The following is a 13,575-nucleotide window of genomic DNA, read 5'->3' on the forward strand; positions in this document are numbered from 1 at the left end:
GTTTGTGTCCGGGCTCAGCCCCSTGGAGGGGGCCGCAGCTTCGCTGCGGTAGGGGGTGGTCTATTTCACCCAGGTGTTCAGCTGGATGATAGGCAGCAGTACCGCCAGCACGATCAGCAGCACCACCGCGCCCATCGCCACGATCAGCAGCGGTTCGAGCAGCGTGGCCGCGGCCATCGAGCGGCGCTGCACCTCGACGCCCAGCTGGCGCGCCGCGCGGCCCAGCATCTCGGGCAGTTGGCCGGTCTGCTCGCCCAGGCGGGCGAACATCGCCAGGATGCCAGGGAAGCGCTTTTTGCCGGCCAGGGCCGAGCCGAGCGGCGCACCTTCGCGCACCTGCACGAGGGCGTCCAGCGCATCGGCCTGCATGGCGCGGTTGGACAAGGTCTCGGCCGCCGCCTGCAGCGCCTTCAGGATGGGCACGCCGGCACCGGCCAGCATGGCCAGCGTGCCGGCAAAGCGGGCGGCGTTGTAGCCGCGCGCCAGTCGCCCGACCAGGGGCAGGCCGAGGATGCCGGCGTCGAAGCGCAGCCGGAAGGCCGGCGCCTTCAGCGCGAAGCGCAGCGCCACACCACCGGCGACGAGGACGGCGAGCATGGCCCAGCCCCAGCTGCGCACGAAGTCGCTGACGGCGAGCATCGCGACCGTCAACGCGGGCAGGGCGCGCTTGGAGCTGGTGAACACGGTCGCGATCTGCGGCACCACGTAGGTGACGAGGAAGATGACGATCAGCACCGAGATGAAGGAGACGATGGCCGGGTAGGCCATGGCGCCGATGAGCTTGGCCTTCAGGTCCTGGCGCTCCTCGAGGTCGTCGGCGAGCTTCTCCAGCACCTGGCCCAGCGCGCCGCTCTGTTCGCCGGCAGCCACGACGCCGCGATAGACCTCGTCGAACTCGCGCGGCGCCAGGCCCAGCGCCCGCGCGAAGGTCGAGCCGGCATTGACCTCGGCCTTCAGTTGCGAGATCAGCTCGCGCTGCTTGGTGTCCTCGCTCTCGTCGGCCAGGGCTGTCAGCGCACGCTCGATGGGCAGGCTGGAGCCGACCAGGCCGGCGAGCTGGCGCGTCCAGACGGCCAGCGCCGTCGTGCTGAAGACGCGGCGGGTGAAGCGGCTGCCTTCCTGGGTGCCGTGCTGCTGCACCATCTCGATCGACAGTGGCGTCAGGCCTTGCGCACGCACCATGGCACGCGCCGCACGCGGGTTGTCAGCCTCGATCAGGCCGCTGCTCTGGCGGCCGGCGTCGGTGAGGGCTTCGTATTTGTAGGCCGGCACGTTGGGTCAGCCTATTCGCGCGTCACGCGCAGCACTTCTTCGAGCGACGTCACACCGGCGTCGATCAACCTTTCACCGTCCTCGCGCATGGAGCGCAGGCCGTTGGCCTCGGCGGCGGCTTGCAGCTGGCTCTCCGGCGCTCGGTTGTGGATGAGGCTGCGCACGGCTTCGTCGGCCACCATCAGCTCATACACGCCTGTGCGGCCCTTGTAGCCCGTGTGGCCGCAGGCATCGCAACCGACGGGGTGCCAGCGGTCATGGTCGTCCTGGCGCTTGCAGACGGGGCACAGCCGCCGCACCAGGCGCTGGGCCAGCACGCCGAGCAGCGAGCTGCTCAGCAGGAAGGGCTCGATACCCATGTCGGTCAGGCGTGTGACGGCGCTGGGCGCGTCGTTCGTGTGCAGCGTGGCCAGCACCAAGTGACCGGTCAGCGAGGCCTGGATGGCAATCTGCGCGGTCTCGTAATCGCGGATTTCGCCGATCATGATGACGTCCGGGTCCTGGCGCAGGATGGCGCGCAGGGCCTTGGCGAAGGTCAGGTCGATCTTGCTGTTGACCTGGGTCTGGCCGATGCCGGGCAGCTCGTACTCGATCGGGTCCTCGACGGTCAGCACATTGGTCGTGCTGGTGTCGACGGTCTGCAGCGAGGCGTACAGCGAGGTCGTCTTGCCCGAGCCGGTCGGGCCGGTGACGAGGACGATGCCGTGAGGCTGCTGCACCAACTTCTTGAAGGCGGTCAGCACATGGCCGTCCATGCCCAGGCCTTCGAGCGTGAACTTGGATTCGCTCTTGTCCAAGAGGCGCAGCACGGCGCGCTCGCCATGGGCCGAGKGCAGGGTGGACACGCGCACGTCGATGGCGCGGCCGCCGATGCGCAGCGAGATGCGGCCGTCCTGCGGCAGGCGCTTCTCGGCGATGTCGAGCTCGGCCATGATCTTCAGCCGCGAGATCAGCGCGGCGTGCAGGCCACGGTTGGGCTGCACCACTTCGCGCAGCGTGCCGYCGACGCGAAAGCGCACCGACGAGGCGCGCTCATAGGGTTCGATGTGGATGTCGCTCGCGCCGTCCTTGGCCGCCTGGGTCAGCAGGGCGTTCAGCATGCGGATGATGGGCGCGTCGTTGGCCGCTTCGAGCAGGTCTTCCACCGCCGGCAGGTCCTGCATCATGCGCGACAGGTCCACCGCGCTCTCGACCTCGCCGACGACGACGGCCGCGCTGCTCTCGCTGCCAGCGTAGGCCGCGTTGATGCGCTCGGCCAGCGACGTAACGGCTTCGGATTCGAGCCGGTCCACCGCGTACTGGCGCTGCACCTCGGACAGCGTGGCCCAGCCGACCTCGGGCGGCGCCCACAGCGTCAGCGTGCTGCCGTCGTCCTCCAGCAGCACGGTGTTGGCCTTGGCGAAGGCGTAGGGCAGGGGGTGGCGGGTGGCGGCCATGGATCGATCGCTTACTGTGGCGATTGCTGCGGCGATTGCTGCTGCTGTGGCGGTGGCTGCAGCGACGGTTGCGGCAGCGCCTTGTTCGGCGGCGAAGTCTTGGGCTCGGGCAGCACCGGCGCGCCGGTGTCCGGCAGCACGAGGCTCTTCTGCGGCTGGCTGAGCTGCTGCACGCCGCGGATGCTTTCGTAGCGGTCCAGCGTCAGCTGGTTGGCGCTGTCGGCGTTGCGCATGACGACGGGGCGCAGGAAGACCATCAGGTTGGTCTTCACGCGCTTGCGGCTCTTGCTGCTGAAGAGGTTGCCGATCAGTGGGATCTTGGACAGCCCGGGCACGCCGTCGTCGCCGTCGGTGTACTCATCCTTCAACAGACCGCCGAGTACGATGATGTCGCCGTCATCGACGACGACGCTGGTCTCGATGGCGCTCTTGTCCAGCGTCGGGCCGGTGGTGCTGTTGGAGCCGGGCACCACGGAAGAATTCTCCTGGTAGACCACCATGCGCACCGTGCCGCCTTCGCCGATCTGGCTCTTGATCTTCAGCGTCAGGCCCACGTCCTTGCGGTCCACGGTCGTGAACGGGTTGACGGTGCCGCCGGTCGTCGTGCCGCTGGCGTAGGAGCCCGTCACGAAGGGCACGTTCTGGCCGATGACGATGCGCGCTTCCTCGTTGTCCAGCGCCACGAGGTTGGGCGTGGACAGCACGTTGGCGCCGCTCTGGCTTTCGAAGAAATTGGCCACGGCGCCGAGGGTGTAGAAGTCGCCGACCTTTTTCAGAACGCCGATGTTCAGGCCGGTGGGCGCCGAGCCTGAACTCAGCGCCGGACCCACGGTGGAGCGGCCACCGGCGACGGCCACCGTGCCGTTGATGATGTTGGCCAGGCCCGAGCCGAAATTGGTGCCGGCGCCGGTGATGGTGCTGTCGCCCTTGTTGCCGAACAGGTTCTGCCACTGCACGCCGAACTGGGCCGCCTTGGTGTTGTCGATCTTGACGATCAGCGACTCGACGTAGATCTGGGCGCGGCGCGAATCGAGCTGCTCGATAACGGCGCGCACCTGCCGGTACAGCGGCTCGGCAGCCGTGATGATCAGCGAGTTGGTCGACGGGTCGGCCTGCACGAAGCCGCCGGTGGACGGGCCGGCTGACTGCGTCAGCGGCGTCGTCGCGGCGGTCGAGCTCATGCCGCCGGTGTTGCTGTTGGCGGCGTTGCCGCCGGTCAGCGAGGGCGAGGCGCCAGTCAGCGAGCCGCTGCCGCTGAGGCTGGATGTGCCCGAGGAACTGCCGCCACTGCTGCTGCCCGACGAGGCGGCGCCGAAGGCCGCACGCAGCACGGTGGCCAGCTTGGTGGCGTCGGCGTTCTTCAGGTAGACGACGCGGATATTGTTGCCGCCGCCATCGCCGCTGGGCTGGTCGAGCTTGTYGACCATCGAACGCACCGCGGCCAGGCGCGCCGGGTTGCTGGCGCGCAGGATGAGGCCGTTGGAGCGCGGGTCGACGAGCACGTTGACGGCGCTGCTGCTCTGGCCGGGCACGGCCCCGCCGACGGCCGCACCGCCATCGGCCAGGCGCTGCACCAGCGGTGCCAAGTCGGCCGCGACGGCGTTCTTCAGCGGCACGATCTCGATGTCGCTGGTGCCCGGCGTGTCCATCGCCGCGATGATCTTGGCGATGCGCTGCAGGTTGTCGGCGTAGTCGGTGATGATCAGGCTGTTATTGCCCGGGTTGGCATTGATGGTGTTGTTGGGGCTGATCAGCGGGCGCAGCACGGCGACGAGGTTGTTCGCGTTCTCGTGCTGGATGCGGAAGATCTGCGTCAGGATCTGGTCGCCACGCACTGCGCTGGTCTCGACGGCCACCGAGCCGGCCTGCAGCTTGGCGTCGGGCTCGGGCAGTACCTTCAAGAGGCCGGCCGTCTCGACGACGGTGAAGCCCAGGCCGCGCAGCGCTGCGAGGTAGTTGAGGTAAGCCTCGCGCACCGACACCGGCTGCTCGCTGTAGACCGTGATCGTGCCCTTGACGCGCGGGTCGATGATGATCTGGCGGTCCAGCATGACGCCGATGGCGCGGGTGACGGCCTCGATGTCGGCGTTGACGAAGTTCAGTGTGACCGGCGAGCTGGCGCGTACGGCGGGGCCTTTGCCCGAGCCTGGCCGGCCGCGCTGCACTGTGGCGCTGTCGGGCTGGGCGAACGCGCTGCCTGCGGACGTCAGCAGCACGGAGAGCGCGGTAGCCGAAGCGACGGCGGTGCGTTGGAAATTCATGATCATCCKATCGTCAGGACGGAGCGGGCCCCTTGGCGGCGCCCGATGATGTTCAGCAGATTGTTCAGTGCTTCCTCGCGGCCCGGCGCGGCGCCGGCCTCACCAGTGAAGCGGCTCTTGCCACCGCTGTTCAGTGTGCCGACGCCCGAAAGCTGCAGTGCGCCCTCCAGCGTGGACAGGCGCAGCGTGCTGACGCCGGGATTGGCCGTGTCGGCCGTCACGGTGAAACGGTAGCTGCCCAGTGGCGCAACCGTGGACACGCGCGAGGACAGGTTGAGCAGGTCCAATTGCAGCTCGCCGAACTGGCGCCAGCGGCCCTGCACCGATTCGAGCCTCAGCTCGCGGGCCGACAGGCGCAGCGAGCCACCCAGCTGCAGCGTGTTCCACGGCGTGCCCAGGCCCGCCAGCAGGCCGGCGGGCAGGCGGGCCAGCCAGTCGGCCTGGTTGTCGACGCTGATCTCCATGCGGCCCAGGCCCGGCTTGACGCCCAGCAGCAGGTCGCCGTTGATGCAGCAGTCCTGGCGCGCCGCGAGCTGCAGGCCCAGGCCTTTGACGGCCATGCGCCAGTACAGCCGGCCGGGCAGGGCCGAGGCATCACGGCTGCCGGTGCCGCCGGTCAGCACCAGCACGCCCGAGCCATTCCAGACGCTGCCGCGCGTGTCGACGATGAGCAGGTGGTCGTTGCTGGCCGAGGCCAGCGCGCGTGCCAGCCAGCTCGCCGGCGCAAAGACGATGAGCGCGGCGAGGATGCCGATCAGGGCGCCGCCCACGGCCCAGCGCCGGGGCGTGCGGTGGCGCACCGCACGGCCGCCATAGCTGCCGCTGCCCAGCACCGAGTCCGACATTTGCTGCGTCGTGTGGCCGCTGCGCTTCTTGAACAAGGCCATCAGGCGCCTCCCAGGCTCAGCACCAGCGTGYCGGCATAGCCCTTGGGGCCGCGCGTCAGCTGAGCTTCGACGGGCCGGGCCCGCGCTGCCGAGCGCACCTCGCCCAGCCAGCCCTGCAGCAGCTCGGGTGCGACGCCGGTGAGCGTGACGACGGCGCGGTCGCCCGTGAGGTTCAGGCGGGCTGCGGCGCCCAGGTGTTCGACGGAGGCCTTCAATGCGGCCTGGGCCTGGTCGGGCGGCACCGGCGGCGCCGCGCGCAGCGCCTGGGCCTCCTGGGCCTGGGCCTGCATCTGCTGCAGTTGCAGCTCCAGCCGGTCCAGTTCGGTGGGCGCTGTCTTCAGCGTTCGCAGGGCCGGCGCGAGCAGCACGCTCCAGGCCAGCAGCAGGCCGAGCAGCAGGCCGATGGCACCCACGGCTAAGCGTTCGCGTTCGCCCAGGGCTTGCCAGTGCGCGAGCGCCTGGGCCTTGGCCTGGCCGAGTTGGGCGGAGAGGCCGTCGCCGGCGCTGGAATTGAAGCGGGCCATCAGGGGCGTCCTTGCGCGTTGGTGCGGCTGATGGTCAGCTTGCCCTCGCTGGCGTCCAGCTGCCAGCCTTCGCTGCGCAGCTGATTGCGGAAATTGTCGATCTGGGGCTGGGCCCAGCCCTGTGCCGACACCGTGAGGCGGCCGGGCTCGAAGGCCAGCGCATCAGTCGGCGGGCGGTCGGCCGGCCAGGCCATGGCAGCGGCCGCGAGCAGGGCTTCGAGGTCCTGCTCGCCGACGCTGCCGGCGCTGGCGCGCAGCAGGTCGAGCTGCTTTTGCATCTGCACCGGCGCGTCGAGGATGGCTCGCACCTGCGGGAAAGCGCCGGTCAGCGTTGTCGTGACCGCCTCGCGTCGCGCCGCCACCTCGCGATGCTGGTGCCAGGCCCACAGGTTGAGGCCCAGCAGCTGAACGATGGCCAGGCCGGCGAGGCCGTAGCGCACCGGCTGCCAGGGCTTGCGCATCAGCCCGCGGCTGAGAAGGCGCAGGGCGCGCACGCCACGGGCGCGGGGCGCGAGGTCGAACTGGCGGAAATCCCAGGCGTTGTCGACGACGGCCAGCCCCCGCTGCGTCGGCGTCTGCACGGTGACCGTCGTGCCCAGCCAGCGCTCGGCCACTGTCGCCACAGCTGGCGTGGCCGTCCACTGCGCGGCATGCACGAGGCCAGGCGGGAAGAGCTGGCGCGCCAGGCCGCCTTCCAGCGGCAGGGTGGCGACGCCGTCGACATGGCTCCAGCGCAGCGCGACGCCGGCGCCATTGGCTTCAAAGAAATGGCCGCGCGGCAATTCGTCGGGCCAGGACAGCGGTGCGACGCGATCGATGAAGATATGGGCCGCTTCGAGCTGGGCCAGATGCTCGGCCAKCCAGGGGCGCGACGTGACGGCGATCCAGGCCGTGTCGCCGCCCAGGGCGTCGGGCTCGACCGCAAAGTGCAGGGTGTCGGGCTCGTCGAGCAGGGCCTCCTCAAGCTTGCCGGCGAGGGCAGCGCGCATCTGGCGGCCGGCGCGCGGCAGTTCGACGCGGCGCCAGGCCACATCGGACTCGTTGACGACGGCGATGACGCTGTCCGCCGCCGGCAGGCCACCCGGCGCGGCACGGCCCTCGGCGGTGATCTGGCGGCCATCCGGCGTCAGTGCGTAGTCGTACTCGCGCACCGCGTTGGCGCGCGGCAGCTCGGCCGCGGCGGACGCGGCTTTGCCCAGGGCGCGCAGGCGCGTCCGTGGGGGCAGGAACAGCAGCAGGGTGCTCATTGGGAGATCAGGGGCGGCGCATTCTAGGAGGGGCGGCTGCCTTCCCGGCCCGGGCGCCAAGCCGCCGGTGAAAGTCTGTAGCCGGGTTCGAGTTCAAGGAATCACTGATCCAGCAGCTGGTTGATGCGCTCGCGGGCGAGGACGTCCATGCTCAGGTTGTTGCGAAAGATCAGCGAGCGCTGTTCGAGCTGACGCTCGTCAAGGCGCAGCCGGCCGGTGACGATGAAGTAGGACGAATCCACCGACGCCCGGTTGCCGCTGAGGTCGACAGCGGCGGGCAGGAAATTCTTGGCGTCGTCGACGTTCTGTAGCGGCTGGGCCTTGCGGCCCTGCACCAGGCGCTCGGCCGAGGCGAGGTCGACGCCCTCGAACAGCGCTGCGATGACTTCGCGCGGCGCGGTGTTCAAGTTGACCGGCGTGGGCTTGGGCAGCAGCACCACATAGGGCTGCAGGCGCTTGAGGGTGTCGGCGTCCAGGCCCAGCCAGGCGAGCTGGTCCAGGCCGGCCGGCTGCAGGGGGCCGGACTCGCTGATGGCCGCATCGCTCGCAGGCGCGCCGGGCCCGCTGGCGGCGCTGGCCGGCGCCGGGAAAGCGCTCCGCAGGCCGGTGACGATGACGGCAGCCGCGCCGGGCGCCGCGTTGACCTGGCTGCACAGCCGCTCCAGCACGCGCTGCTCCAACTCCGGCACCTTTGCACCGCCGAGCAGTGCGCGCAGGTTGTAGCGGCTCTGCGCGTCCTCGATGGTGCCGGACAGGAAGGCCTCGGGGCCGTCGTCGTCGCTGGCCGCCGTTCGGTCGGCAGCCAGGAAGGTGGACAGCCGCGCCTCGGCCAGCGGCACGGCCCAGGGCTCGCCGAGGTGGTCGATCTTCTTCCCCTGCTGGCCGTTGCCTCGGGCGTCCTCTTTCAGAATCAGGCGAGCCCAGTCCAGCGCGCCCTGCAGGATCCAGGCGCTCTGCGCGCGGGCGCGGTCGGCGGCTTCGATCTGCACGGCGCGGTACTGCTGCCAGACCATGCCGGCGGCGAGGCTGGCAATCAGCGTGACGATGATCATGGCCGTCAGCAAGGCGGCGCCGCTCTGACGAGTCTTCATCGAACGGTCACTTCCAGCTCGCGCGTCAGCGTGCCAGTCAGGCCGCTGCCCTCGGCGAACTGCATAGCCACGCGCAGGCCGGCGGGCGGCTGGGTCGGCGTCTTGGGGTTGACGGGGCCGGCGTTGTCGTTGCCGTTGCCGCCGGTGGACTGGCAGTTGCTCCAGGCATTGCCCCAGTAGCAATAGAACTGCCAGCCGGCCACCCCGTCGAATGCGCGCAGCGCCGGGTTGCGCTGGTCCAGTTGCTGCAGGCCGCGCTGGCGCTGGTCTTCGAGATCCTGCACGGTACGCTGCGCCGGGCTTTCCCATCGCCATAGGCTGCCTTCGCGCAGGGTCCAGACGACGACCTGCAAACCGGTCGGCGCCTGGCGGGTCAGCACGAGGTTGCCGCCGTCGAAAGCGATGGGTTGCACGGTGCTGTGGCTGTCCTGCAAGGCGTGCAGGTCGACCTCCCACTGCGCCAGCACGGTCTGCAGCCGGGCGGTCTGGGCCAGGTGGGCCTGGGCGATCTCGCGGCTTCTCACGAGGGCGTCGATGCCGCGCCAAGCCATGGCCGCCATCGTCGCCATGACGACCAGGGCGACGAGCACCTCGACGAGGGTGAAGCCGCGCACCTTCATCAGAACTTGCCCATGATGGTGCTCAGGCTGAGCACGGGGCGGCCCTGGTCGTCGGTGACGTCGGCGTCGACGCGGCGGAACAGTGGGTTGGGCGTCGGGCTGACCCTGAGCTTGCCGCCATAGCTGCGGCCGAGCTGCTCGCAGCTGAAGGGCGATTCGCCGATGTCGGGAAACTGCTGCGTCAAGCGCAATTCGGTCAACAGGTTCTCGGCGCACCATTGGCCAGCGCTGACCTGGGCCAGGCGCTCGGCGTTGTTGGTCAGCGCCCCGGCAGCCTTGATGCCGGCGCCCAGCGCGATGGCGACGATGACCAGGGCGACGAGGACCTCGATCAACGTGAAGCCGCGCTGGTCATGCACGGGATTCATTGCGGCGTGACGATGTCAAAGGCGGCCAGGCCATCGGTGGCCAGCACGAGTTGCTGGCTGCCGAGCTGCAGGCGCAGGCGCTGGGCGGGGATGACGGGTTCGGGGCCGAGCCTCAGGCCAGGGTTGGTGGCGGTCGCGTTCTCGATCAGCACGGCCACCGGCTCGCCGAGCCAKCGCGTCGGCAGCTGGATGGTGCGGGGCAGGCCTTCGAAGCGGAAGTCGTCACCGGTCTTGATGCCCTTGGGGATCCAGCGCACGTCCAGGCCCGACGCGCGGCTCTCGGCACGCGCCGTCTCAAGCAGCGCGGCCAGGCGCTGGGCTTCGCGCTGCAGCTGCAACTCGGCGGGGTCGCGCAGGGCCAGCGTGATCGTGGCGCTGGTGATCGCGATCAGTGCGACGACGACCAGCAGCTCGATGAGCGTGAAGCCCCTGGGCTTACTGCCAGGAACCGATGTCCGCGTCACGGCCCTCGCCGCCGGCGCGGCCGTCGGCGCCAAAGCTGTAGATATCAACCTCGCCCTTCACGCCGGGATTGGCGTACTGGTAGGGGTGGCCCCAGGGGTCGTTGGGCAGCTTGTCGAGATAGGGCTTCCAGTTCGGCGGCGGGTTGCCGGCCGTGGGCTTGTGCACGAGGGCGTCCAGGCCCTGCTCTGAGCTCGGATAGCGCTGGTTGTCCAGCTTGTAGATCTTGAGCGCCTGCATCAGGTTGTTGACGTCGGTGCGGGCGGCGGTGACGCGGGCGTCTTCGGCGCGGTCCAGCACGTTGGGCACGACGAGGGCCGCGAGCACGCCGATGATGACGAGCACGACCAACAGTTCGATCAGCGTGAAGCCGCGGGCAACGGAGCCGGTGAGGGAGGAGCGACGCATGTCTGGGGGCGTGGAAGCGCTGAGCTGCGGTGAGCGGGCCATCATAATGGGCCATGCTTGCTCGAACGATGGCGTTTACGGTGTGGCTGCTGCTCGGCGGCTCGGTGGCTTACTGGAGCCTGCAACTGCTCGCACGGCCGCTGCCCATGCCGGCTTCGGTGCTGCCGGCCGGTGAGGGTCGTGGGGGGGCGGTGGACCTGAGCCGGCTGCTCGGCGTGACGGCGCCCGAGGCGGTGCCCGAGCCCGAGGTCGCGGCATCGACGCGGTTGCGCCTGCTGGGTGTTGTCGCGCCCAAGAACGCGAAGGCGGCCGAGGCCGGCGAGGGCGTCGCGCTGATCGAGGTGGACGGCGTGGCGCGCACGGTGCGCGTCGGCGCAGTGGTCGACGGCGAGTTGCGCCTGCTGCGCGTGGACGTGCGCAGCGCCAGCCTGGGCCGCATCGGCCAGGCGCCCAGCCAGGTCTTGCAGATCAGCCCGCCGGCCGCTGCGGCCACGGGCGCGCTGCCGCCGGCTGCGCCATCTCCGGTGGTGCTGGGCGGCAATCCGAACGGCAACCCCAATGCCGCGCCCAATGAACGGGGCCTGCCGCGGCGCGCCAATGTGCCGCCGCCCGTGCCGGCCACCTATGGCGCGGCGCCGGCAAATCAGGCCTCGCCGCCGACGCGCGAGGAGCAGCAGCGCTGACCTGGCGTTAGGCGCCCAGCGTCGGGACGTGGGCGCTGGGGTCGGGGCGGGCCGCGACGCGGGCTTCGGCGACCTCGTGCAGATCGGTCAGCAGAGCGGCGGCGGCGCGGATCATCGGCCAGGCCAGGGCCGCGCCGGTGCCGTCGGCGCTGTCCATGCCCAGTTCAAGCAAGGCGGAGGCATGGAACAGGGCCAGCGCTTCATCCAGGCCGCGGTGCACATGGCTGCGGCAGAACACCGCGTAGTCGGTCACCGGCGCGCAGATCAGCGACGCGAGCTTGAGGGCCGCGCAGGCGGCGATGCCGTCCACGATGATGAGGCTGCGCTTGCTGGCCGCGACGAGCATGGCGCCAACCATGACGGCGATCTCGTGGCCACCGAAGGCCGCGATGATGTCCATGGGGTCCTTGGCGTCGCGATGGCGGGCCAGGGCGCCTTGCAGCACGTCGAGCAGATGGACGAGATCGTCCTGGCGCATGGTCGGGCCAGAGACGATGAAGTCGCGCACCGGTTGGTCGGACAGCCGCGCCAGCACCAGGGCGGCGCATTCGGGCGAGCCCTGGCCCATGGAGGCGCAGGCCAGCACATTGCCGGGCAGGTTGTCGGCGATCTCCATGCCGACGCGCACGCCAGCGTGGGCCTGCTCGACGCTCATCGCATGCGCGGTGCGCGCGTTGCGCGTGCCATGGGCGACCTTGCGCGCCAGCAGCCGGGCGTGAGGGGGCAGGTTCTCGGCGACGCCGCAGTCGACGACGGTCAGGTGCAGGCCCTGCAGCCGGGCAAAGACTGACACCGGCAACTGGGCATGCAGGGCCATCTGCACCTGGTCCCTGGTGGCACGGCCCCATTGGGCGCCGACGCCGTCGACGACGATGCCGTGATCGGAAGCGAAAAGACCGAGCACCGGGTCGCGAAAGCGCGGCGTCAGGCTGTTCTGCACGAGCCCGAGGCGGACGGCCAGTGGTTCCAGTTCGCCGAGGCCGCCAGCGATGGCCGAGCGTCGATCGACGCGGTCACGCAGGGCTTTTTCCAGCTCGGGATTGGCGGTGGGGGAGATCAGCGACTGTTGGGCAACGGTCATGGCGCAGGCGTTGTCAGACCCCGCATTTCAACTCAACCGAGGAACAAGCGATAGACCGGATTGGAGGTTTCGTCTTCGAAGGGGTAGTTCAAGCCGTTGAGGAACTCTCGCAAAGCCGCCGCATCGCCCCTGGGAACCTGGATGCCGACAAGGATGCGGCCGTAGTCCGCACCCTGGTTGCGGTAGTGGAAAAGGCTGATGTTCCAGTCGGGGTGCATGCTGGACAGGAAGCGCATCAGCGCGCCCGGCCGTTCTGGAAAGACGAAGCGATAGAGGCGCTCGTCGCGTGCCAGTTCGCTGCGCCCACCCACCATGTGGCGGATGTGCTGCTTCGCGAGTTCGTCGTTGGTCAGGTCCAGCGTCTCGAAGCCGGCCTTGCTGAAGGTGCGGGCCAGCTTGGCAGCGTCGTCGGGCTTGGAGATGGCGATGCCGACGAAGATATGGGCGACGTCCGCGCCGGCGATGCKGTAGTTGAACTCGGTGACGCTGCGCGGGCCGAGCAACTCGCAGAAGCGCTTGAAGCTGCCGCGCGCCTCGGGGATGGTGACGGCAAACAACGCCTCGCGGTGCTCGCCGACCTCGGCCCGCTCGGCGACGAAGCGCAGGCGGTCGAAGTTCATGTTGGCGCCGCAGGTGATGGCGACCAGCGTTTCGCCCTTGGCGCCAGTCGTCGCGGCGTATTGCTTGACGGCGGCGACGCTCATCGCCCCTGAGGGCTCAAGAATGGAACGCGTGTCCTCGAAGACATCCTTGATGGCCGCGCAAACGGCGTCGGTGTCGACGACGATGTAGTCGTCAACCAGCTCGCGGGCGATGCGGAAGGTTTCCTCGCCCACCAGCTTGACGGCGGTACCGTCGGCGAACAGGCCGACGTCACTGAGCGTCACGCGCTTGCCGGCCTTCACCGAGCGCAGCATGGCGTCAGAGTCGGTGGTCTGCACGCCGATGATCTTGATCTCCGGACGCAGCGCTTTGACGTAGGCAGCAACGCCGGAGATGAGGCCGCCGCCGATGGCGACGAAGATCGCGTCGATGGGGCCGGGATGCTGGCGCAGCAGCTCCATGGCGATGGTGCCCTGGCCGGCGATGACGTCGGGGTCGTCAAAGGGGTGGACGAAGGTCAGGCCTTGCGCGCTCTCCAGTTCCTTGGCGTGACCATAGGCGTCGGTGAAGCTCTCGCCGAACAGCACGACTTCGCCGCCGTGGCCGCGCACTGCCTCGACCTTGACCTGGGG

14 protein-coding genes are annotated in these 13,575 nt (G+C 69.7%); 1 reads left to right on the forward strand and 13 read right to left on the reverse strand.

Features of this window, described 5'->3' with window-relative positions; translation table 11 throughout:
* Positions 1-60 precede the first annotated feature (60 nt).
* From gspF to gspG, 11 genes are all read right to left on the reverse strand, one after another.
* Positions 61-1,272: a type II secretion system inner membrane protein GspF gene (gene gspF / locus ACXJKR_RS11175; protein WP_457322903.1), complete on the reverse strand. Its 1,212-nt coding sequence runs from the start codon at positions 1,270-1,272 to the stop codon at positions 61-63.
* Positions 1,273-1,283: 11 nt separating this feature from the next.
* Positions 1,284-2,708 (reverse strand): type II secretion system ATPase GspE, encoded by a 1,425-nt coding sequence (gene gspE / locus ACXJKR_RS11180; RefSeq protein ID WP_457322904.1) that lies wholly within the window; start codon positions 2,706-2,708, stop codon positions 1,284-1,286.
* Positions 2,709-2,719: 11 nt separating this feature from the next.
* Positions 2,720-4,969 (reverse strand): type II secretion system secretin GspD, encoded by a 2,250-nt coding sequence (gene gspD / locus ACXJKR_RS11185; protein WP_457322905.1) that lies wholly within the window; start codon positions 4,967-4,969, stop codon positions 2,720-2,722.
* A 2-nt stretch (positions 4,970-4,971) separates the two neighbouring features.
* A complete protein-coding gene (gene gspN, locus ACXJKR_RS11190; protein WP_457322906.1) occupies positions 4,972-5,856 on the reverse strand; it encodes a type II secretion system protein N in 885 nt (294 codons plus the stop codon).
* Positions 5,856-6,380 (reverse strand): type II secretion system protein GspM, encoded by a 525-nt coding sequence (gene gspM, locus ACXJKR_RS11195; protein ID WP_457322907.1) that lies wholly within the window; start codon positions 6,378-6,380, stop codon positions 5,856-5,858. The genes gspN and gspM overlap by 1 nt, the downstream gene beginning before the upstream one ends.
* The gene (gene gspL / locus ACXJKR_RS11200) at positions 6,380-7,627 is read right to left on the reverse strand and encodes a type II secretion system protein GspL (protein WP_457322908.1); all 1,248 of its coding nucleotides are present in this window, start codon (positions 7,625-7,627) and stop codon (positions 6,380-6,382) included. Before gspL ends, gspM begins: the two co-directional genes overlap by 1 nt.
* Positions 7,628-7,728: 101 nt before the next feature.
* Entirely contained in the window at positions 7,729-8,718 is a 990-nt protein-coding gene (gene gspK, locus ACXJKR_RS11205; RefSeq protein WP_457322909.1) for a type II secretion system minor pseudopilin GspK, read from the reverse strand.
* Positions 8,715-9,338, reverse strand: coding sequence for a PulJ/GspJ family protein (locus ACXJKR_RS11210; protein ID WP_056203230.1), 624 nt, complete (start codon positions 9,336-9,338; stop codon positions 8,715-8,717). Before ACXJKR_RS11210 ends, gspK begins: the two co-directional genes overlap by 4 nt.
* Entirely contained in the window at positions 9,338-9,706 is a 369-nt protein-coding gene (gspI, locus tag ACXJKR_RS11215) for a type II secretion system minor pseudopilin GspI (protein ID WP_056203235.1), read from the reverse strand. The genes ACXJKR_RS11210 and gspI overlap by 1 nt, the downstream gene beginning before the upstream one ends.
* Complete coding sequence (locus ACXJKR_RS11220; RefSeq protein ID WP_056203240.1) at positions 9,703-10,170, reverse strand: pilus assembly FimT family protein; 468 nt, start codon at positions 10,168-10,170, stop codon at positions 9,703-9,705. The genes gspI and ACXJKR_RS11220 overlap by 4 nt, the downstream gene beginning before the upstream one ends.
* Positions 10,142-10,576: a type II secretion system major pseudopilin GspG gene (gene gspG / locus ACXJKR_RS11225; RefSeq protein ID WP_457322910.1), complete on the reverse strand. Its 435-nt coding sequence runs from the start codon at positions 10,574-10,576 to the stop codon at positions 10,142-10,144. The genes ACXJKR_RS11220 and gspG overlap by 29 nt, the downstream gene beginning before the upstream one ends.
* A 53-nt stretch (positions 10,577-10,629) precedes the next feature.
* Here gspG and ACXJKR_RS11230 point away from each other — a divergent pair, with 53 nt between their 5' ends.
* Positions 10,630-11,259, forward strand: a complete 630-nt coding sequence (locus ACXJKR_RS11230; protein WP_457322911.1) for a hypothetical protein — start codon at positions 10,630-10,632, stop codon at positions 11,257-11,259.
* Positions 11,260-11,266: 7 nt separating this feature from the next.
* Here ACXJKR_RS11230 and ACXJKR_RS11235 read toward each other — a convergent pair whose 3' ends face one another.
* Positions 11,267-12,340 carry a nicotinate-nucleotide--dimethylbenzimidazole phosphoribosyltransferase gene (locus tag ACXJKR_RS11235; protein ID WP_056203250.1) on the reverse strand — a complete coding sequence of 358 codons (1,074 nt, stop codon included), beginning with the start codon at positions 12,338-12,340 and terminating at the stop codon, positions 11,267-11,269.
* Between the two features lie 32 nt (positions 12,341-12,372).
* Positions 12,373-13,575, reverse strand: a 1,203-nt coding sequence (ilvA, locus tag ACXJKR_RS11240) for a threonine ammonia-lyase, biosynthetic (RefSeq protein WP_457322912.1), incomplete at its 5' end; no start/stop codon positions are given.

It is taken from the genome of Roseateles sp. P5_E11, assembly GCF_054049355.1.